Genomic DNA, 21,165 nt, shown 5'->3' on the forward strand with positions numbered 1-21,165 from the left:
GCGAAATCGCGACTCTGTACGCAACCGATTTCAGCAAACTTTCGTGGCGATGGGCGGGCGTTCCGATGGCCTATGCTGAACGCCTCGTTGCCCAGGCTTCAATGCACCTTGCGGCGTAGATAGTTCAGCAGATCGATACGGGTGATCAGGCCCAGGAACTGTTCGCCGTCCACCACGATGGCCACGTGTCCGCGATCGAACACGGGCAGCAGCGATTCGATCGGCGAGCGCACGTCCAGCATATGCAGGCTGGTGATCATGGCGGTGGATACCGGGTCGCGGAACCGGCTTTCGTCCGCGTGCACGTGCATCAGCACATCCGATTCATCGAGGATGCCGACCAGGCGGCTGCCGTCCATCACCGGCAATTGCGAGACGTCATACAGCTTCATGCGCGTGTAGGCCGTCATCAGCAACTCGTTCGGGCCGATGACAACGGTGTCGCGCTGAGCGAAGGGGCGCAGCAGCAGGTCGCGCAGGTCGCCGTGCTGCTCGCGTTCGATGAAGCCGTTATCGAGCATCCAGTAGTCGTTGTACATCTTCGACAGGTACTTGTTGCCCGTATCGCACACCAGGGTGACCACGCGCTTGGGCGCCGTCTGCTCGCGGCAGTAGCGCAGCGCGGCGGCAAGCAGGGTGCCGGTGGAGGAACCACCCAGAATGCCTTCCTTCGCCAGCAATTCGCGCGCGGCCAGGAAGCTTTCCTTGTCGGGAATGGCATAGGCCTTCTTCACGCGCGTGAAGTCACTGATGCTCGGCAGGAAATCCTCGCCGATGCCTTCGACCATCCAGCTGCCCGACTTGGTCGAGAGCACGCCGTCGTTGATGTATTGCGCCAGGATGGAGCCGACCGGATCGGCCAGCACAAAATCGGTGTTGGGCGAATGCTCGGCAAAGAACTTCGAGAGGCCGCTCAGCGTGCCGGACGAGCCGCAGCCGACCACGATGGCGTCGACCTTGCCGTCTAGTTGCTCCAGGATTTCAGGGCCCGTGGTGGCAATGTGCGCCGCCGGGTTGTCCGGGTTGCCGAACTGGTTGATGAAGTAGGCGCCTGGCGTTTCGCGCGCGATGCGCTCGGCCATGTCCTGGTAGTACTCCGGATGGCCCTTGGCCACGTCCGAACGGGTGAGTACCACCTCGGCGCCCATGGCCTTGAGGTTGAAGATCTTCTCGCGGCTCATCTTGTCCGGCACCACCAGGATCAGGCGGTAGCCCTTCTGCTGCGCCACCAGCGCCAGGCCCAGGCCGGTATTGCCGGCGGTGCCTTCCACCAGCGTGTCGCCGGGACGGATCTTGCCTGCCTTCTCGGCGCCTTCGATCATCGACATGCCGATGCGGTCCTTCACCGAGCCGCCCGGGTTGGCACTTTCCAGCTTGAGGAACAGCTCACACGGTCCAACGTCCAGGCGCTGCGCGCGTACCATCGGGGTACGTCCGATCAGTTCGAGGACACTCTGGTGGACCGACATAAAAACTCCTTGCTGTAGGCAGCGGCTGCTTCGTGATGGCCGCTCGAAAACCGGATGATAACCGAGCCCGGTTTGCCCTTACCCGAACGCCAGAAACGACACAGCCCCGGAAGCCGTGAGGCGCCGGGGCTGCGTTCATGCGAAAACGTCGCAGATTCAGTTGATGTGGTGCGCTCGGTTGTCCCACATGCGCTGGAGCCGCTCCTTCGCGTGGAGTTTCTCCTTCTTCATGCCCGACAACGTCATGTCATCGATGGGAAGCACGCCGATTTCGGCGTCGTGCACCTTGCTGTCGAGTTCTTGATGGTGCTGGTAAAGCCGACGGAATTCGGCGTCTGCCTTCATCAATGCTTCGACATCATCACGCTGCTGGTTTTCAAACATGATCGAACCTCCTCTGGAGAGAACGGCAGGCGGCTGAGAGGGACGCCTGCTGACGAGGAATCACGCACACGCACCCGCTATCCATGCCGGTCGACCGGTCCATGGAGAACGATGAAGGAGAAGGATGGGCGCATGACTCAGGTCGGTGACCCAGGGCGCGAAGGTGCCCCCTGGGAACTTGACCCTACTCCCCGTTCTGGGGTCATGCAAGCGTCATATCGGCAGATATAAATGCAGGAACTTTCTGAAAAAAGACTGCCAGAACAGCCTTTTGCGGAAGGCGAACGCGAGCGTTGCGGAATTTGAACGCCAGCCGCCACGGGCCGCGTCACCTCGGCTGTTCATCGGACAAAGAAAAGGCCGACGGGGACGCCGCCGGCCTTTTCCGAACATACGGCGGGGCGGGAGTTACTTGCCCTGATCCTTGTTCGTCGAGCTGTCGCCCTGCATCTGCTGGCGCATCGCTCGGGCCGCCTGGGCAGCCAGGTCAGCCTGCTTCTTGGCGGCATTGGCCACCTTGGCCTGCGCCGCGGCGAGCTTCTTGGCCTGGTCGGCCTGCGCCTGGGCCTGGGCGGCGGCTTCGGCGCCAGCGGCGAGCTGACGAGCCGATTCTTCCTGGGCTGCCTGGTACTGCAGGCGCTGGCGCTCAAGTTCGCGACGGGCCATTTCCGTCTCGCGGCGGCTGCCGTCGAGCTGGATCTGGTCGTGTTCACGGTCGAGCTTGGCAATCTGCTGCTGGGCGTCCTGCAGCTGAGCCGTGGCGCGGGCGAGATCCACGCGGCGCTCGGCGATGTAAAGCGCATGGGCGTGATCACGCGAGCGCGCCTGGGACAGCTGGTTCACGGCGTCGTGGGCACGCGCCTGCTCCGCCTGGGCATACATGCCCAGGGACGGATCGCTGGCGAGTTGGCTGAGGCTGTTGTTCAAGCGGGCCACGTCCATGTCGTCCTTGGAGGACGCATAGGCGACGCCCGTGGCAGCCACGGCCACCAGCAACATGGAAAGGCGGAAGGTCAGTTTCATGGATGGCCTCCTTGGTCAGTGCTCGACGCAGGAGCCGGCTGGTCAGTGGGCGGGTTTTGCGGGTAGGTCTGGAAGCCCTGCCCCTGCGGGACAGGCTCACCCAGCGCGGAACTGGGCGGGGCGGGCATGTCCGCCGGCTGCTGTTGTGGCGGCAGGCTGGTGGCCTGGCTCTGGTCCTGCTGTTGCTGCTCGGACAGGGCCTGGTCGATCTGCTCGCGCAGCTGCTGGTTCGCTGACGTCTTGCTCTGGATCTGCGCCCGGGCGGCCCCCAGGCGGGCCTTGGCGCGGGCCAGCTCGGCGCTGGCCCGGGCTTCGTCGGCCAGTTGGGCGGCGACGTCGTAGTCGCGCTTGGCCATGGCGTTCTGGGCTTGCTGGAACTTGTCCTGGGCGTTCCCCCAGTCAATCGGGTCGTAGGCTGCGGCATCGGCATCCCGTGCCGCCTGCAGCTGCATCTGAGCCTGGTTCATGATCCCGTCCGGCGGCGGCGCCGAAGCGCAACCGGCCAGCGCCAGCGTCATGGCCAGCGTCAGGGTCGAAACCGCCAATCGAGCATTATTCATTTGTCGTCTCGGCGGGAAAAAGATGTGCACCATCACTCAGTCCTCTCGGAGTGTCGCAGCGTATTGTGGGCGGGCATAATCCACTTTAGCAATGCGCACGGAACTAGGGGATTCGAGTGGACATTGGTTATTTCCTCAAGCTAATGGTTGACAAGGGCGCGTCGGATATGTTCCTGACGACGGGCGCCCCTGTGAACATTAAGGTCGAGGGCAAGCTCTACCCGCTGGGCAATACCGGTTTGCCCAGCGGCATGGTGAAGAAAATCGCTTACTCGTTGATGGACGAAGGCCAGGTACCGCAGTTCGAGCGCGACCTGGAGCTGAACATGGCGCTGGCGGTGAAGGAAGCCGGCCGTTTCCGTATCAACGTGTTCAAGCAGCGCGGCGAAGTGGGCATGGTCATCCGTGCCATCAAGAGTGAAATCCCGAGCATCGACCAGCTGCAGCTGCCCAGCATCTTCCGCGAGCTGATCATGGAGCCGCGCGGCCTGATCCTGGTGGTGGGTGCCACGGGCTCGGGCAAGTCGACCACGCTGGCGGCGATGATCGACCATCGCAACCAGAATTCCTCGGGCCACATCCTCACCATCGAGGATCCGATCGAATACCTGCACCGCCACAAGAAATCCATCGTCAACCAGCGCGAAGTCGGCCTGGATACGCACAGCTATCACGAGGCCTTGCGCAACGCCATGCGCGAGGCGCCGGACGTGATCATGATCGGCGAAATCCGCGACACCGACACGATGGAAGCGGCCATTTCGTTCTCCGAAACCGGTCACCTCTGTCTTGCCACACTGCACTCGAACAACGCCGACCAGACGCTGGAACGCATCCTCAACTTCTTCCCGGAATCGGCACACAAGAACGTGCTGATGAACCTCGCGCTCAACCTGCGCGCGGTGATCAGCCAGCGCCTGGTGATCGGCAAGGACGGCCGCCGTTTGCCGGCGACGGAAGTGCTGCTCAACACGCCGCTGATCCGCGACATGATTCGTCGCGGCCAGGTGCACGACGTGAAGGAAGCGATGGACCGCAGCCTGCAGGAAGGCATGCAGACCTTCGACCAGTCGCTGTACCGCCTCTACAAGGAAGGCCGCATCGAGCTGGAAGAAGCGCTCAACAAGGCCGACTCGCGCGACGGCCTGGCGCTCAAGATTCGCCTGTCCGACAGCGGTGGCAATGCGGAAAACACGGAACTGGTCGGCAACGATCCCTACGGCCTGGGCTTCTAAGGCCGATATCTCAAGCCGCGGGGTGCATGCCGCCCCGCGCACTTCGTCATTCTACGAACGCTCAGACCGGCGCCGGTGCGTCCGCCTGCGCTTCCGGCACGGCGCGCTGGAAGGCCACCAGCGACTGGCAGGCGTCGTGGATGCGCTGAATCGTTGGATAGCCGTCCATCGGCAGCTTCCAGCGCACGGCGTTGTAGACCTGCGGCACCAGGCACGCATCCGCCATGGTGGGGGTATCGCCATGACAGAACCGACCGGTCGCCACGTTGCCCGTCAGCATCGATTCCATGGCCTGCAGGCCCAGGCTGATCCAGTGGCGCGACCACACGCCCTTGGTCGCATCATCGACGCCGAGTTGCGACGTCAGGTACTGCAGTACGCGAAGATTGCCCAGCGGGTGCAGGTCGCAGGCGATGACCTGCGACAACGCGCGCACGCGTGCCCGACCTGCCGCGTCCGACGGCAGCAGTGGCGGCTCGGGGTGCGTCTCGTCCAGGTATTCCATGATGGCCATGGACTGAGTGAAGACCTGGCCATTGTCGATGAGGCAAGGCACCAGTTCCTGCGGGTTTAGAGCCTGGAAATCCGGCAGATGCTGCTCGCCGCCCTGGTTGACCAGGTGCACCGCCTCGGACTCGTAAGGCAGGCCTTTCAGGTTCAGCGCGATGCGCACCCGGTAGGCCGCGCTGGAGCGCCAATAGCCGTACAACACCAGTTCCTGCCCCATACCTTTGTCCTTTCGGCGACATGTCAGGCCCGTAGGATACCTGTCACGCGGTTTGCATCACCGCGAAACGGGCAGGACAATAGGCGGTTCGCGCCCCAGGGCGCCCGCATCCATGCATCCAAACCGAGGGAGTTCCGCCGTGTCCGTTACCCGCATGAGCGATCTTGATCTGCGCGGCAAGCGCGTGCTGATTCGCGAAGACCTGAACGTACCGATCGAGAACGGCCGGATCACTTCCACCCAACGTCTGGACGCTGCGCTGCCCACCCTCAAGGCCGCTCGCGATGCCGGCGCCCGCGTGATGGTGCTGTCGCATCTGGGTCGCCCGAAGGAAGGCCAGTTCGACGCCGAGTCCTCGCTGGCGCCGGTGGCCAAGTGGCTCAGTGACAAGCTGGGCCAGCCGGTGCGCCTGGTGGCCGACTACCTCGACGGCGTCGACGTTGCCGAAGGCGAAGTGGTGGTGCTCGAGAATTGCCGCATGAACGTGGGCGAAGGCAAGGACGACGATGCCCTTTCGAAGAAGTACGCCGCACTGTGCGACATCTTCGTGATGGACGCCTTCGGCACCGCGCATCGCGCGCAGGCTTCCACGCATGGCGTGATCAAGTTCGCTCCCATCGCCGCCGCCGGCCCGCTGCTGTCGGCCGAGCTGGACGCGCTGGGCAAGGCGCTGGAGCACCCTGCCCGCCCGCTGCTGGCCATCGTGGCCGGCTCCAAGGTCTCGACCAAGCTCACCCTGCTCGAAAACCTGATCGGCAAGGTCGATCAGCTGATTGTGGGCGGCGGCATCGCCAACACCTTCATCGCCGCCATGGGTTATTCGGTGGGCAATTCGCTGTACGAACCCGACCTCATCCCGGCCGCCAAGAAAGTGATCGCCGAAGCCAAGCGCCGGAACGCCGATGTTCCGCTGCCGGTAGACGTGATTGTCGCGCCGGAGTTTTCCGCGCACGCGCCCGCCACGGTGAAGCCGGTGGATGAAGTGAAGGACGGCGAGCTGATCCTTGACATCGGTCCGGAGACCGCACGCCGCTACGCCGAGATGATCGCCAAGGCCGGCACCGTGGTGTGGAACGGCCCGGTGGGCGTGTTCGAATTCGATGCGTTCGGCCATGGCACGGAAACGCTGGCGCGTGCCGTCGCCGCCTCGCCGGCTTTCTCCATTGCCGGCGGTGGCGACACGCTCGCCGCCGTGGACAAGTACGGCATCGAAAACGAGGTGTCCTACATCTCCACCGGCGGCGGCGCCTTCCTTGAATTCCTTGAAGGCAAGGAACTGCCGGCCGTGGCGGCGCTCCGGGCGCGCGCAGGCAAGTAATGCTCTGCCTGTTCGATCTCGATGGCACGCTGATCGATTCGGAGATCGGCATTCTGGGCTGCGTCCGCCATGCGCTGACGCAGCTGGGCGTGGCGCATCCCGCCGAAATGCGTCACTGGATCGGTCCACCGCTGCGGCACAGTTTTGCGCCGCTGCTGGACCACGATCACGACCGCATCGAGCAGGCGGTGGAGCACTACCACGAGCGCTTCCACACCATCGGCTGGCAGGAACACACGGTGTATCCAGGCATCGACGCCATGATCGAGCGCCTGCAGGCGGCCGGCCACACGCTGGCTGTCGTCACCAGCAAGCCGGAGCGGCACGCGCGACCGATCATCGAGCACCTGCCCTTCGGCTCCGCGTTCAGCCGTCTATATGGTCCCGACCCATCCAGCCCGCACAGCGAAAAAGCCACGATGATCGCGGCGGCCTTGAGCGATTTCGGTGCTGAGCCCACGCAAGCGGTGATGATTGGCGACCGCCATTTCGACATCGACGGTGCCGTGGCCAACCGCGTCCAGGGTATCGGCGTGCTGTGGGGTTTCGGCAGCCAGGCTGAACTGGAAAAGGCCGGTGCGCATGCATTGGCGCGCGATCCGGAACACCTGGCCCAACTGCTGGCCGCTTAAACGCCCTCTGCCGCAGCGCACCTTGTGCGCAATCACGACGCTGCATCCGCAGCGCGTCGTGGACTCATCGCTCACAACCCGCGCCCCGCAGGCGAACCATCACACGTCGGCAATCAATGTCGACAGATCTGTCGACCCCACGTCCACGCCTGTCTGCGTCAACAGCGTCGTCACTTGCCCGCGATGATGGGTCTGGTGATTGAAGAAATGCATGACAAGGAAGAAGTACGGCTTGCGGAACGAGTCGCCCCGCGTGTTCACGTACTCCAGCGCGTGGTCGAGGTCCGTCTCGGTCACCTCGGCCGCCCAGGCCTCGATCATGTGGTCGAGTGAATGTCGATGCGCAGCAAGGGCCGCAAGGTCGGCAAATGGCTGCGCGCCCAGATCGCGCTGGACCGGCAAGCCGCGTAGCGACTGCAGCGACGCGTAGTGCGCCGGATGCGTGGCAAAGCGTTGCAGCCAGATCGTATCGGCCACGGCAATGTGCCCCAGCGTCGCCTGGATCGAACCGAAAAACGCCTTGCGATCGGCCACCACGTCGGCCGCCGGCAAACTCGCAGCCGCGACGTAGAGCTTGTTATTCATCCAGGTGTTATAGGCACTCATCTGCCGAACGTGGGCGAGGCGTGAGAAAGGCTGAGCTGTCATGGAAACTTTTCTGTTGTGAGCTTCGGCTAGGCTAACCCAGGCAAGGAGACGCGGCACGGGCGCGAAGGCACGCGGCAAGAAGTTGCCCATCGCCTGCAGCCGGACATCGTCGACATCGCAACAAAAAGCCGTGACACCGCAATGGCCAACGAGCGAAGCTAGCCACGGCACTGAGTCAGCCACGCCCCAACACTGAGGACTGCTCTTGGACGGCCACTACAACGGGCAAGACGATGTCTGAGTCATACGACCTTCTCATTGTCGGTGGCGGCATAAACGGCGCGGGCATCGCCCGGGATGCCACGGGCCGCGGACTTTCCGTCTGCCTGTGCGAACGTGACGATCTGGCGGCACACACCTCCAGCGCCAGCACCAAGCTGATCCATGGCGGACTGCGCTACCTCGAGCAGTACCATTTCAACCTCGTGGGCAAGGCGCTCGCCGAACGCCAGGTGCTGCTGCGCGCTGCCCCGCATATCATTTGGCCATTGCGCTTCGTGTTGCCGCATCAGTCGCACCTGCGCCCGGGCTGGATGATCCGCCTTGGCCTGTTCCTGTATGACCATCTCGGCGGACGGCGACAGGTCTTTCCCCGGTCGCGGCGTGTCTCGTTGAAGGGCCATGCGTCCGGTGCTCCGCTGCGCGATGAATTTCGCACGGGGTTCGTGTATTCCGACGCGTGGGTGCAGGACGCGCGACTGGTCGTGCTCAATGCCATGGATGCCCAAGAACGCGGCGCAACCATTCTTACCCGCACACATTGCGTGGGTGCCCAGCGCGACGCCAATGGCTGGACCGTCCAAGTTGCATCAGCGGATCACGGAACATCACACATTCGTGCGAAAGCCTTGGTCAATGCCACCGGGCCCTGGGCGGTGCAGTTCCTGGACCAGGTCGCCAAGGTTCGCCACGATCACGCGCTGCGCCTGGTCAAGGGCAGTCATATCGTTGTTCCGCGGCTGTTCGAGCATCGCTATGCGTATATCTTCCAGCAGCCCGATCGGCGCGTGGTGTTCGCCATTCCCTACGAAACAGACTTCACGCTGATCGGCACCACCGACGTGGACTACCACGACGATCCTTCGGCGCCTCGCATCGCGCCGGACGAAGCGCAGTACCTCTGCGATGCCGTGAATCGCTACTTCAAGCGCCATGTCACGCCCGCCGATGTCGTGTGGAACTACAGCGGCGTGCGGCCGCTGCTCGACGACGAGCAGAGCAACGCCTCGCAGGTCACGCGCGACTACTTGCTTGAGATGGATCAACAGGGCGCACCGCTGCTCAACGTCTTCGGCGGCAAGCTGACCACCTACCGCAAGTTGGCGGAAGAAGCCGTGGATCTGATGGCGCCGTTATTTCAGCAAGCCACCGCGGCGTGGACTTCCGAGGGACCGCCGCTTCCCGGCGGTGATCGCCCCGATATCGATACGTGGCAAAGCGAGCTGCAGGCATTGCACCCATGGCTGCCTGAATCGCTGGCCAGGCGATGGGTACGCAGCTATGGCAGCCGGTGTCGTCGCGTTATCGGGCCCGCGCGCGCATTGGCGGATCTGGGCGAACACTTCGGTCACGATCTGTATCAGGCGGAAGTGGACTATCTATGTAAGGCCGAATGGGCCAGGACGACGGACGATGTGCTCTGGCGCCGCAGCAAGCTCGGCTTGCGCTTCAGTGCGCCCCAGGTGAATAAGCTGTCGACCTACCTTGCCTCGCGAGCGGCGGCGCCGGTGGGTTCTGCGTCCAACGAACACTCTTCCCTATAGGCATTGCCAGGCATGCATGCGACCCTCGCGCCGAGGTCGGCGCCCAGAACGCCAGCCGAGACGAACCATCGATATCGTTGCGAAGGAAAATGGGATATGCCGCTTCGTTCGGTTGTGTTTCACGCTGATTTTTCGGACGTGCCTCGGGGCGGGGAGAAGCGACCATGACTCGCCAGGGATTCGGAGAACTGATTTCCGAGGCGATGGCGACCTTCATCATCATCAGCCTCGGCAATTCGGTGGCCTGCATGTATACGCTCTATGACCCCAGCCCTTATGCGAATGCGTACTGGGGCGTCTGCATTGCCTGGGGTCTGTCCGTCACCATCGCCATCTACGTGACCGGCTCCGTCTCCGGCACGCACGCCAACCCGGCGGTGACCTTGGCCTTGGCGATTTTCCGCGGGTTTCCATGGAAAAAGGTGATTCCCTATAGCCTTGCGCAAGTCATGGGCGCCTTCGTGGGCGCGGCTGTGGTGTACGTCCTGTTCTCACCCGTCATCGATCACTACAACGAAGCGCATCAACTCACGCGTGAGGCCGGTGGTGCGGCCGGCGTGTTCTTCACGCATCCCGGGTTGGCCATCACGCCGATGCATGCCCTGGTCGACCAGATCATCCTGACCGCATTTCTGTTGCTCGGCATCTTCGCCATTACCGAGCAGTACAACGAGATGGCTCCCGGCGCCAACGGCGGCGCGCTGATGATCGGGTTGCTGGTGGCTACCATTGGTGCGGCGGCGGGTTATCTGGAGGCGTGGGCGATCAATCCCGCACGCGATTTCGGCCCTCGATTGTTTGCCTACGTCGCCGGCTGGGGTTCGTCCGCGTTCCCTGCGCCGGAGAGTTATTGGTGGGTTCCCATCGTCGGGCCATTGATTGGCGGCGTGGTTGGCGCAGCCGCCTATCAATGGCTGATCTATCCGTTTCTGCCGGCAAGGCAACGCGCCAGCAAAAGCGCAAGCTGATCGAGGAACGCGCGCCAATCACGGTCGCGCTGCAGGGATGGCTGTTCGACACCAAGCGCATTCGCGCCACTGATCCACCAGGAACCTTCCCATGGACAAGTCTTACGTATTGGCGATTGATCAGGGCACGACGAGCTCGCGCGCCATTCTGTTCGATCGCACGGGTGGCGTGGTCAAGATCGCACAGCGCGAATTCGCGCAAATTTTTCCGCAACCGGGCTGGGTCGAGCACGACCCGCGCGAGATCCTGACCAGCGTGCTCAGCACCATCACCGAAGTAATGAACAGCGCACAGGTGGATGCGCTCGCGGTCGCAGGCATCGGCATCACCAATCAACGCGAAACGACGGTGGTGTGGGACAAGCTCACCGGCCAGCCCATCCATAACGCCATCGTCTGGCAATCACGACAGACCCGCGACATTTGCGATCAGCTCATCGCCGAAGGCCACGATGCGATGGTGCGCGCCAAGACGGGCTTGCTGATCGATGCGTATTTTTCCGGCACCAAGGTGAAGTGGATACTTGACCGTGTCGCCGGCGCGCGGGAGCGTGCCAAGCGGGGCGAGCTGCTGTTCGGCACGATCGATTCGTGGCTGATCTGGAACCTCACGGGCGGCAAGGTCCACGTCACCGATTACACCAATGCCTCGCGTACCTTGATGTACAACATCCATACGCAATGCTGGGACGACGAACTGCTGCAACTCCTGGACGTGCCGCGCGCCATGCTGCCCGAGGTGCGTTCGTGCAGCGAGATCTACGGCATGACGTCGAGCCAGCACTTTTTCGGCTACGAAGTGCCCATCGCGGGCATCGCCGGCGACCAGCAGGCGGCGTTGTTCGGTCAGGCCTGCTTTGAACCGGGCATGGCGAAGAACACGTATGGCACCGGCTGCTTCATGCTGATGAACACCGGGGAGAAGGCGGTGGCGTCCCGCAGCGGCTTGCTCACCACCATCGCCTGGGGCATCGACGGCAAGGTGGAATACGCCCTCGAGGGAAGCGTCTTCGTCGCCGGCTCGGTCATCCAATGGTTGCGCGATGGTTTGCGCATGCTCGGAAAGGCCGGCGACTCGCAGGCCTATGCGGAGCGCGCGGGCTCCAGCGAAGGTGTCTACATCGTTCCTGCCTTCGTCGGGCTGGGTGCTCCCTACTGGCGCAGTGATGTGCGCGGCGCAGTGTTCGGCCTGTCGCGCGGCACATCCAAGGAGCATTTCGTTCGCGCGGCGGTCGAATCCATGGCTTATCAGACACGCGACGTGCTGGCCGCAATGGAGAACGACGCGGGCATGCGCCTGAAGGAACTGCGTGCCGACGGCGGCGCCATCGCCAACCAGTTCCTTGGCCAGTTTCAAAGCGACATCCTCAACGTGCCGGTGCTGCGACCGAAGGTGGCGGAAACCACGGCTTTGGGAGCGGCATTCCTGGCCGGTCTCGCCACGGGCTTCTGGGCCAGCCGCGAAGACATCAATCATTTCTGGGCGGTCGAACAACGCTACGAGCCGGCGATGCCGGAGGCGGAACGCGAGGCGCTGTATGCAGGATGGAAACAGGCGGTAAACGCCACGATGGCGTTCAAGGTCTAGGGCACCAGGGGCCCCGAAAGTGCTTCGGCACAAAATGGCCGGAGCGCAAAGCATGTGCGAAGCAATGGGACACAAAAAAGGCCGCGGCACACGCCGCGGCCTTTTCATCTGATCGAACGCCGGCTCAGCCGATGACGCGCTTCACCGTGTCGACCACGTGAGCCACGGTGAAACCGAAGTGCTCGAACAGCTGCGGCGCCGGCGCGGAGGCACCGAAGGTGGTCATGCCGACCACATCGCCGTCCAGGCCGACGTACTTGCGCCAGAAGTCGGACGTCGCCGCTTCCACCGCCACGCGCGCGCGGCACCAGCCCGGCAGGATCGCTTCGCGGTATTCCAGCGGCTGCGCGTCGAACACTTCCGTGCAGGGCATGGACACCACGCGCACCGGCACGTTCTGCTGCGCCAGCGTGCGTGCGGCTTCCATCGCCAGTTCCACTTCCGAACCGGTGGCGATCAGGATGGCCTTGAACTTGGTGTCCTGCGGATCGGACAGCACGTACGCACCGCGTGCGATATCGGCCACCTGCTGCGCGCTGCGCTGCTGGTGCTTGAGGGTCTGGCGCGAGAACACCAGGCACGCCGGGTTGCCCTTGCGCTCGATGGCGAGCTTCCACGACATCGCCGATTCCACGGCGTCGCACGGACGCCACAGCTGGTTGTTCGGGATGTAACGCAGCGAGGCGAGGTGCTCGACCGGCTGATGCGTCGGACCGTCTTCACCCAGGCCAATCGAATCGTGCGTGTACACGTGGATGGCGTGCGCCGGAATCAGCGCACTCATGCGCACGGCGTTGCGCGCGTAATCGGAGAACACCAGGAACGTCGCGTCGTACGGAATGAAACCGCCGTGCAGCGACAGACCGTTGGCGATGGCGGTCATGCCGAACTCGCGCACGCCGTAGTACACGTAGTTGCCCTTGGGGTCGTGGCCGTTGCCGGCGTCGACGCTGCCCTTCCACTTGGTGAGGTTGGAGCCAGCCAGGTCGGCTGAACCGCCGATCAGTTCCGGCAGCAGCGGAGCAAACGCATCGATGGTCATCTGCGACGCCTTGCGCGATGCCACGTCCGGGCCATCGGCCTGCAGCTTGTCGACGAAGGCCTGCGACTTGGCCGCCCAGTCGGATGGCAGCTCGCCGGAAATGCGGCGGGTGAATTCGGCAGCGAGTTCCGGGAAGGCGGCCGTGTACTTGGCCACGGCGTCGTGCCACACGCGCTCGCGCTCGGCACCGGCCTTCTTGTGGTCCCAACCGGCGTAGATCTCGGCGGGAATCTCGAACGGCGCGTAGCGCCAGTCCAGCTCGTCGCGCGCGGCGGCGACTTCGTCCTTGCCCAGCGCGGCGCCGTGGCTTTCTTCCTTGCCCTGCTTGTGCGGCGCGCCGAAGCCGATGATGGTCTTGGCGCAGATCAGCGTGGGCTTGTCGGACTGGCTGGTGGCCGCGGTGATCGCCTTCTTGATGGCGTCGGCGTCGTGGCCGTCCACACCGCGGATCACGTTCCAGCCATAGGCCTCGAAACGCTCCGGCGTGTTGTCGGTGAACCAGCCATGCACTTCGCCGTCGATGGAGATGCCGTTGTCGTCGTACACGGCCACCAGCTTGCCGAGCTTCCAGGTGCCGGCGAGCGAGGCGACTTCATGGGAGATGCCTTCCATCAGGCAGCCATCGCCGAGGAACACATAGGTGTGGTGGTTGACGATCTCGTGACCCGGACGATTGAAGTGTGCCGCCAGCACCTTCTCCGCCAACGCGAAGCCGACCGCGTTCGCCAGACCCTGGCCCAGCGGGCCGGTGGTGGTTTCCACGCCTGGGGTTTCGCTGGCTTCCGGATGGCCGGCCGTCTTCGAATGCAGCTGGCGGAAGCGCTTGAGCTGGTCCATCGGCAGGTCGTAGCCGGTCAGGTGCAGCAGCGCGTACTGCAGCATCGAGCCGTGGCCGTTGGAGAGCACGAAACGATCGCGGTTGAACCACTTCGGATTGGTCGGGTTGTGCTGGAGGAAGTCGTTCCACAGCACTTCGGCGATATCCGCCATGCCCATGGGCATGCCTGGATGGCCGGAATTGGCCTTTTCCACAGCATCCATGGCGAGGGCGCGCACGGCATTGGCGAGTTCGCGACGGGTTGTCATCTAGGGGTCTCCGGGGAAGGCGGCCATAAAAGTGCACATTGTCGCCGATCCCGCTTCACCCTGTCGCCACTCGTGCCCTCTCACCCAAATGTTAAGAAAATTAACTCAACCTTAATAGTGAACTAACCAGTATTGAAACTAATGGGCACACCTACCATCTAAGTAAAAGTACCGGGTCCACAAGGTACCCAGCCGCGCCACACCGAACCCCCGGCGCCGCGGACTGGCCCAATAAGATGATGAGGAGTCCCCCATGAAGAACACCATTCTTGCTCTCGCCCTGGCTACGGCCGGTCTTGCGGCCGCTCCGGCGGCTTTCGCCCAGGATGCCGCTCAAGGCAACGCCCAACAGGGCTGGTACGTCGGTGCCAACGCCGGCTACGCCCAGGTGCAGAAAGGTCCCTATGACAACGGCAATTTTGCCGGTGGCGTGAAGGGTGGTTACCGCTTCGCCCTCAACCCCGACACCTCGCTGGGTGCGGAAGTGGGTTACGTCTACCTGGGCCGTGCCGATGCCCGTGGCCAGTACACCCAGAACTACGCCAACTACAACGGTGACAACGGCAAGTCCAAGCTGCAGGGCGCGACCGCCGGCCTGAACCTGCGTTACAGCTTCAGCCCCAACTGGTATGGCGAAGTGCGTGGCGGCGCCTTCTTTGCGAAGGGCTCGGGCCTGACCAACGACAAGACCAACCCCGAAATGGTCAACTTCAACAGCACCCGTTACTACGCTGGCCTGGGTGCGGGCTACAACATCAACAAGAACATCAGCGTGGGCCTGAACTGGGACTACTACGACGGCAGCCAGAGCGACAAGAACATCCACCTGCCGACCAACCTGTACAGCGTCAGCGCGGAATACCGCTTCTGATCTTCCGGGTGTAGCGAAACAAAAACGGGCGCCGCGAGGCGCCCGTTTTCTTTTGCAGCGATGGAAGACGATCGCTTACTTGGCGTTCCACTGACCCAGTGCAGCCAGGCCGTTGTCCTTGGCGCGCGCCAGCACGGTCTTCTGCGCATCGGCGTAGTTCGCCTTCATGTCCTTGGACCACAGCTTCAACGCGGCCTGCTGCATGGCGCGACCGTAGGAGAAGCTCAGCGGCCACGGGTGCGGGCCCATGCGATTCATCGCATTGAGGTGCGCCGTGGACTGCTCGTCGGTCTGGCCGCCCGAGAGGAACACGATGCCCGGCAGCGTGGCCGGCACGGTGGTCTTGAGCACGCGCACGGTGGCTTCGGCCACTTCTTCCACTTCGGCCTGCTCGTCCGAGTCCTTGCCCGGAATGACCATGCTGACCTTCAGGATGGTGCCTTCCAGCATCACGTTCTGCTCGTACAGCGCATTGAACAGGCTGCGCAGCACGGCTTCGTGCACTTCGTAGCTCACTTCGATGCTGTGGTCGCCGTCCATGATCACTTCCGGCTCGACCATCGGCACGAGGCCCGCTTCCTGGCACAGCGCAGCGTAACGGGCCAGCGCGTGGCAGTTGGCTTCAATGGCGGTGGACGACGGGTTGTCTTCGCTGATGTTGATCACGGCGCGCCACTTGGCGAACTGCGCACCCAGCTTCACGTATTCGGCGAGGCGCTCGCGCAGGCCGTCGAGGCCTTCGGTGACCACGTCACCCGGGAAACCGGCGAGCGGCACCGGACCCTTGTCGACCTTGATGCCCGGGATGATGCCGTTCTTCTTCATCACCTGGGTGAACGGCACGCCGTCCTTGGTCGACTGGCGGATGGTTTCGTCGTACAGGATGGCGCCGGAGATATGCTCGTTGAGGCCCGGCGCGGTGAGCAGCAGCTCACGGTAGGCGCGGCGGTTCTCTTCCGTGTTGTCGATGCCAACGGCCTCGAAACGCTTCTTGATGGTGTTGGTCGACTCGTCGATGGCGATGATGCCCTTGCCGGGCGCAACCATTGCGAGGGCAACGCTTTCGAGATCTTCGATGCTCATGACAACTCCGGATACTTAGGCGGTGTGGGCCGCACAAGGTGATGCCGCCCGGAGGCGGCAAGGTCGTGAAAGGCCGCGATTATAGGTCATAAGCCCGCCCCAAGGCCCGGAAGCCCTCTGAACGGCGCCAGCGCTGGGCTCAGGCCCTCAGGCCTGCTCGAAACCCGGCAGCTTGCAGGCATCGATGATGGCCTGCTTCTGCGCGGCGTCGGCCGGCAGGTTGAACGGCACGATGTAGTAGGTGTTCACCGGTTCGTGCGTGCTGTTCTTGAGCGACGGACCGTAGCGCAGGTTGTTCACCACGCTCTTGGCCACGGCATCGAGGTCGCTCTGCGGCACCACCTTGCGCACGGTGACGTTCTGCGGAACGCCATCGGTGCCGATCATGAAGCTCACGGCCACGCAGCCGGGCTTGTCCATGTTGCGGCCACTGTTGGGAATGTCGGCATCGACCTTGGTGTTGAGCATCAGCCAATAGGACTGGATGTGCTCGGGCCCGACCATGCGCGCCTGGGATTGCGCGAGCAGCGGCGCCGCGCCCGTCATGGCCATTGCCAATACCAGCGCCCGGGTCATGCGACGTGACTTCGTGTTCATGGAAAACCTCCTGCTCAGGGTCGGGGACGATGCGGCGATTCTAGGGCCTGTTGGCACTATGCGCGGCGCCGGCGACGAGGATGTGAAGCAGAAGGTTCGCTGCGAAACGGTTGATGACGGAGAGCCATCGCCCGCCGACCGGCCCACACCAGGTCGACGGGCGAGGCATCTCAACGATCGATCAGAGGTCGCGCAGGCACTCCACCACGCCTTCTGCGCCTACAGAGAGGAGCTTGAGCGTGTTGGTGCCGCCGCCCTGGCCGATGTGATCGCCGTGGGTCAGCACCACGCGATCGCCCTCGGCGAGCTTGCCCTCGATGAAGAGCTGGCGCACCGCATCGCGCGCAGAGCCTGCCGGCGTCTGCGAGATGTGGGTGAACTTCACGGCCGTCACGTCGCGGAAGATGGACATGCGGCGGCGTGCATCGTCGAACGGCGACAACGCGTAGATCGGCACGGCGCTGCGATAGCGCGAAAGCCACTGCGCCGTGGCGCCCGACTCGGTCAACGCGACGATGGCGCGCACGCCGAGCTGGCTGGCCAGCACCATCGCGGCCAGGGCGATCGCCTGGTCGGTGCGATCCAGAAGATGACCCTGCGTGGCTGGATCTTCCTTCGGCTCGAACTGGCGTTCGGCACCCAGGCAGATGCGGCGCAGCGCGGCCACGGCCTTGTCCGGATGCGCGCCGGCGGCGGATTCTTCGGAGAGCATCACGGCGTCGGTGCCGTCGATGACGGCGTTGGCCACGTCCATCACTTCCGCGCGGGTCGGGATGGGCGAGCGCACCATCGACTGCAGCATCTGCGTGGCGGTGATGACGGCGCGATTGCGCTGCACCGACTCGCGGATGATCTTCTTCTGCAGGCCCGGCAATTCGGCGTCGCCGATTTCCACGCCCAGGTCGCCGCGCGCCACCATCACCACGTCGGAGGCGTCGATGATCTCGCCGAGCACCGGAATGGCATCGGCGCGCTCGATCTTCGCCACCAGCGAAGCCTTGCCACCGGCTTCTTCCAGCAGGCGACGCGCTTCGTGCATGTCGGCGGCGGAGCGCACGAAGGAAACAGCGAGGAAATCGCAACCGATCTCGGCGGCGAGCTTGATGTCAGACTTGTCCTTCTCCGAAAGCGCGGTCACGGAGAGACCACCGCCCTGGCGATTGAGTCCCTTGCGATCGGACAGCTTGCCGCCGATCAGCACGCGGCAGCGAATTTCCTGACCCACCACGGATTCCACGGTCAATGCGACCAGGCCGTCATCGAGCAGCAGCACGTCGCCGGCGACGACATCCTTGGGCAGGTCGTAGTAGCTGACGCCGACGCGGGTGGTGTCGCCGAGCGGCGCACCGGGCGAGCAATCCAGCACGAAGGCATCGCCCACCTTGAGTTCGATGGGACCGTTGGCGAAACGTTCCACACGAATCTTCGGGCCTTGCAGGTCGGCGAGCACGCCCACCTCGCGGCCAAGTTTGGTCGCCGCGTCGCGTACGGCCACCGCGCGGGCGCGGTGATCGTCCGGCTGGCCGTGGGAGAGGTTCAGGCGAACCACGTCCACGCCCTCGGCGATGATTTTTTCGAGCATGCCAGGCGCGTCGGTAGCGGGACCGAGGGTGGCGACAATTTTTGTGCGGCGCAGCGGATTTTCAGTAGTCATACATCGAGACTAGCAAAATCACGTGTATGTTCCAGAGGGTTGGCGCAGGCTTTTTTGCACTGCTTTCACTCGCCCAAGTGGACTGCTTGTGGCATGCGGACCACCAGCCTTCACTGGTATTGCGGATCGACGGTGAAAGTGGAGTCAACGCGAATAACTGGTCTGCTAGGTGGACGCACAGACGTCCAAACACTGGTGTCATGGCGCGCCGTCTTCAAATCCACTCCGGCGGTGTGGATCGATCTGTGAAGCCGACCCTTACAACGGCCTTCGCGAGCGCGGCGAGCACGTCGCCCTTTCGTTCCGCACCGCAGCAAATTCGGCTAAGAAGTGCTCGGCCAAGGACGACGCACGGCGGTGTCGCAAGGAGTTGCGAGGATCCATCCGTCCTGCGCTAGCATCGCCACGCGGAGGAGGAAGCCGCGAAGGGAATCAGGGGAACGCTCATGGCAGCTCTCATCCGCACGGCTTTGATGGCGGCCTTTCTCGTCGCCTGCGTTGCGCCGACACAGGCAACATGCGCCGAGTCCGCAGCCAGCACCCTGCCTACCGTCGCCGATTTCGTGCGGCCGCCCGAATTCACCGACGTGCAACTTGCACCCGACGGCAAGCACATCGCAGCACTGGTGCCGAAACCGGATACGCCTTACGAAAACATGCTGGCGATCATCGATACGGCGACCGCCAAGCCCGTCGCGAGCGTCCGTTCGGGCAGCCGCACCATGATCGGGCACTACCAATGGGCCAACGAGCATCGTTTGGTGATGGCGCTCGCCCTGCGCATCGACAGTCTGGAAAAGCCCTCCGACACCGGCGAATTGATCGCCTTCGATGCCGACGGCAGCCGCGGCACGTATCTGTTTGGCTGGAGGGGTGGCACGTATGGCGACAGCAACCACATGTTGCGAGGCGGGCGCGTGCGTGAAGCCTATGCGCGACAGATCGACGGCGCGCCCATCCAGGATGGCCGCTACGCCCTGGTGCAGACACAGCCTTTCACCGACGATCCCGCCGGCAGCGTGCCCTCCATCGAACGCCTGGACGTGGTCAATGGCGACAGCAAGCGCGTGATTGGCGGCCCGGCGCCGAATACCGACATCGTGCTGGATCATCTGGGCGAGCCGCGAGCCGCCTCCGGCGGCACGTACCATCAACCCAAGCTGTGGGTGCGTGAGGCCGGCAAGGACTGGACACTGTTCAACGACGCCACCAAGACCCACGTCTCGATCGAGCCCGTCAGCTTTGCGCGCGACAACCGCCGCCTCTACGTGCGGGTGACGCATGACGAGGGTCCGCGCTCACTCGAAATGCTCGATCTGCAGACCGGCCAACGCAGCCTGGTGTATCGGGGCGACTTCAGCGATCCGGGTGCGGTGCTCGCCACCGCCGACCATCAGGACATCTACGGCGTGGTCACCAACGATGGCGTGCGCCGCGTGCACTACATCGACCCTGACAGCCGCGAAGCGCAGATCAGCGAGGCGGTGGGCAAGAGCTTTCCCGGACAACTCGTTCGCCTCACCTCGTTTACCGACGATGGCAAGCTCGCCATCGTCGACGTGAGCAGCGATCGCGATCCCGGCGATTACTATCTGTTCGATCTGAACAAGCAGCAGGCGCGCTATCTCTTCAGCGAACGCCGCTGGCTGCCGCCCAAGCAGATGCATCTGATGACGCCGATCGAGCTGTCGGCCCGCGATGACGTGACCTTGCACGGCTACCTCACCGAACCGTCGGGCCACGGGCCCTTCCCCCTGGTCGTGCTGCCGCACGGCGGTCCGCACGGCATCGCTGATCGCTGGCACTTCGACGAAGAGACGCAGTTGCTGGCATCGCGTGGCTACGCCGTGCTGCAGGTGAATTACCGTGGCTCGGGCGGCTTCGGCTCGCAGTTCGAAGCGCGCGGCTATCGCGAGTGGGGCTTGACGATGCAGGACGACCTCACCGACGCCACGCGTTGGGCCATCCGCGAGGGCCACGCCGATGCCCGGCGCATCTGCATCTACGGCGCCAGCTACGGCGGCTATGCCGCGCTGGAGGGCGTGGTGCGCGAACCCGAGCTGTATCGCTGTGCCGTTGGCTACGCTGGCGTGTACGACTTGCGCATCCAGTTGGACAAGAGCGACACGCATCGCTCCGACGCCGGTGCGGATTACCTGAAGACGGTATTGGGCGACGATCGCGCCGACCTGTTGCGCCGATCGCCCGTGGCCGGCGCGGACCGCATCAAGGCCAATCTCCTACTGATCCACGGCGGGCTCGATGCGCGTGCCCCTTACGCGCACTTCCGGGCCTTTACATCGGCGCTGGACAAACAGGGCAAACACTACGAATCACTCACCGAGCCGCAGGAAGGACACGGCTTTTTCCTGCAGGAACATCGCCTCGCGCTGTACGACAAACTGCTGGATTTTCTCGACCGCAACATCGGCCCAGCCAGCAACGGCGCGGCAACGAGTGCCGCGCCGTGATGTTCTTTTCTGTGGAGCCGTTGGAAGCTCGCGCCCAACGGCGTGC

At 63.7% G+C, this 21,165-nt stretch carries 18 protein-coding genes; 8 read left to right on the top strand and 10 right to left on the bottom strand.

Annotated elements, in window-relative coordinates; all coding sequences use genetic code 11:
• Positions 1-98: 98 nt before the first annotated feature.
• The 4 genes from ABIC75_RS12530 to ABIC75_RS12545 all read right to left on the bottom strand — a co-directional run bounded on the left by ABIC75_RS12530 (position 99) and on the right by ABIC75_RS12545 (position 3,469).
• Entirely contained in the window at positions 99-1,469 is a 1,371-nt protein-coding gene (locus tag ABIC75_RS12530) for a pyridoxal-phosphate dependent enzyme (RefSeq protein ID WP_354014186.1), read from the bottom strand.
• Positions 1,470-1,625: 156 nt separating this feature from the next.
• On the bottom strand, positions 1,626-1,853 hold the full coding sequence (locus tag ABIC75_RS12535) for a YdcH family protein (protein WP_354014187.1): 228 nt from the start codon (positions 1,851-1,853) through the stop codon (positions 1,626-1,628).
• 408 nt (positions 1,854-2,261) lie between these two features.
• Complete coding sequence (locus ABIC75_RS12540; RefSeq protein WP_354014188.1) at positions 2,262-2,876, bottom strand: hypothetical protein; 615 nt, start codon at positions 2,874-2,876, stop codon at positions 2,262-2,264.
• Entirely contained in the window at positions 2,873-3,469 is a 597-nt protein-coding gene (locus ABIC75_RS12545) for a DUF4398 domain-containing protein (protein WP_354014189.1), read from the bottom strand. Before ABIC75_RS12545 ends, ABIC75_RS12540 begins: the two co-directional genes overlap by 4 nt.
• 83 nt (positions 3,470-3,552) lie before the next feature.
• Between ABIC75_RS12545 and ABIC75_RS12550 the strand changes: the two genes are divergently transcribed.
• Positions 3,553-4,671, top strand: coding sequence for a PilT/PilU family type 4a pilus ATPase (locus ABIC75_RS12550; protein ID WP_354014190.1), 1,119 nt, complete (start codon positions 3,553-3,555; stop codon positions 4,669-4,671).
• Positions 4,672-4,732: 61 nt separating this feature from the next.
• Here the strand turns inward: ABIC75_RS12550 and maiA are convergent, their stop codons facing one another.
• Positions 4,733-5,398 carry a maleylacetoacetate isomerase gene (gene maiA / locus ABIC75_RS12555; protein ID WP_354014191.1) on the bottom strand — a complete coding sequence of 222 codons (666 nt, stop codon included), beginning with the start codon at positions 5,396-5,398 and terminating at the stop codon, positions 4,733-4,735.
• Between the two features lie 139 nt (positions 5,399-5,537).
• On the opposite strand from maiA, the gene ABIC75_RS12560 reads away from it, so the two are divergent.
• Entirely contained in the window at positions 5,538-6,716 is a 1,179-nt protein-coding gene (locus ABIC75_RS12560; RefSeq protein ID WP_354014192.1) for a phosphoglycerate kinase, read from the top strand.
• The gene (locus ABIC75_RS12565) at positions 6,716-7,348 is read left to right on the top strand and encodes an HAD hydrolase-like protein (protein WP_354014193.1); all 633 of its coding nucleotides are present in this window, start codon (positions 6,716-6,718) and stop codon (positions 7,346-7,348) included. Before ABIC75_RS12560 ends, ABIC75_RS12565 begins: the two co-directional genes overlap by 1 nt.
• A 99-nt stretch (positions 7,349-7,447) precedes the next feature.
• Here ABIC75_RS12565 and ABIC75_RS12570 read toward each other — a convergent pair whose 3' ends face one another.
• On the bottom strand, positions 7,448-8,086 hold the full coding sequence (locus ABIC75_RS12570; RefSeq protein ID WP_354014194.1) for a DinB family protein: 639 nt from the start codon (positions 8,084-8,086) through the stop codon (positions 7,448-7,450).
• A 143-nt stretch (positions 8,087-8,229) separates the two neighbouring features.
• Here ABIC75_RS12570 and glpD point away from each other — a divergent pair, with 143 nt between their 5' ends.
• The 3 genes from glpD to glpK all read left to right on the top strand — a co-directional run bounded on the left by glpD (position 8,230) and on the right by glpK (position 12,315).
• Positions 8,230-9,759, top strand: coding sequence for a glycerol-3-phosphate dehydrogenase (gene glpD / locus ABIC75_RS12575; RefSeq protein WP_354014195.1), 1,530 nt, complete (start codon positions 8,230-8,232; stop codon positions 9,757-9,759).
• A gap of 164 nt (positions 9,760-9,923) precedes the next feature.
• Positions 9,924-10,727: an MIP/aquaporin family protein gene (locus ABIC75_RS12580; RefSeq protein ID WP_354014196.1), complete on the top strand. Its 804-nt coding sequence runs from the start codon at positions 9,924-9,926 to the stop codon at positions 10,725-10,727.
• A 91-nt stretch (positions 10,728-10,818) separates the two neighbouring features.
• Positions 10,819-12,315, top strand: coding sequence for a glycerol kinase GlpK (glpK, locus tag ABIC75_RS12585; RefSeq protein ID WP_354014197.1), 1,497 nt, complete (start codon positions 10,819-10,821; stop codon positions 12,313-12,315).
• 124 nt (positions 12,316-12,439) lie between these two features.
• Here the strand turns inward: glpK and tkt are convergent, their stop codons facing one another.
• Positions 12,440-14,443: a transketolase gene (gene tkt, locus ABIC75_RS12590; protein ID WP_354014198.1), complete on the bottom strand. Its 2,004-nt coding sequence runs from the start codon at positions 14,441-14,443 to the stop codon at positions 12,440-12,442.
• A gap of 253 nt (positions 14,444-14,696) precedes the next feature.
• Here tkt and ABIC75_RS12595 point away from each other — a divergent pair, with 253 nt between their 5' ends.
• The gene (locus ABIC75_RS12595) at positions 14,697-15,314 is read left to right on the top strand and encodes an outer membrane beta-barrel protein (protein WP_354014199.1); all 618 of its coding nucleotides are present in this window, start codon (positions 14,697-14,699) and stop codon (positions 15,312-15,314) included.
• Positions 15,315-15,389: 75 nt separating this feature from the next.
• On the opposite strand, the gene ABIC75_RS12600 is transcribed toward ABIC75_RS12595, so the two are convergent.
• From ABIC75_RS12600 to pyk, 3 genes are all read right to left on the bottom strand, one after another.
• Complete coding sequence (locus ABIC75_RS12600; RefSeq protein WP_354014200.1) at positions 15,390-16,397, bottom strand: class I fructose-bisphosphate aldolase; 1,008 nt, start codon at positions 16,395-16,397, stop codon at positions 15,390-15,392.
• A gap of 147 nt (positions 16,398-16,544) precedes the next feature.
• Positions 16,545-16,994, bottom strand: a complete 450-nt coding sequence (locus ABIC75_RS12605; protein WP_354014201.1) for an energy transducer TonB — start codon at positions 16,992-16,994, stop codon at positions 16,545-16,547.
• A 181-nt stretch (positions 16,995-17,175) separates the two neighbouring features.
• The gene (gene pyk / locus ABIC75_RS12610) at positions 17,176-18,648 is read right to left on the bottom strand and encodes a pyruvate kinase (protein ID WP_354014202.1); all 1,473 of its coding nucleotides are present in this window, start codon (positions 18,646-18,648) and stop codon (positions 17,176-17,178) included.
• Positions 18,649-19,094: 446 nt separating this feature from the next.
• Here pyk and ABIC75_RS12615 point away from each other — a divergent pair, with 446 nt between their 5' ends.
• Positions 19,095-21,119, top strand: a complete 2,025-nt coding sequence (locus ABIC75_RS12615) for an alpha/beta hydrolase family protein (RefSeq protein WP_354014203.1) — start codon at positions 19,095-19,097, stop codon at positions 21,117-21,119.
• The last annotated feature ends 46 nt before the right edge of the window (positions 21,120-21,165 follow it).

It is taken from the genome of Dyella japonica (assembly GCF_040545895.1).
Taxonomy (GTDB): domain Bacteria; phylum Pseudomonadota; class Gammaproteobacteria; order Xanthomonadales; family Rhodanobacteraceae; genus Dyella; species Dyella japonica_D.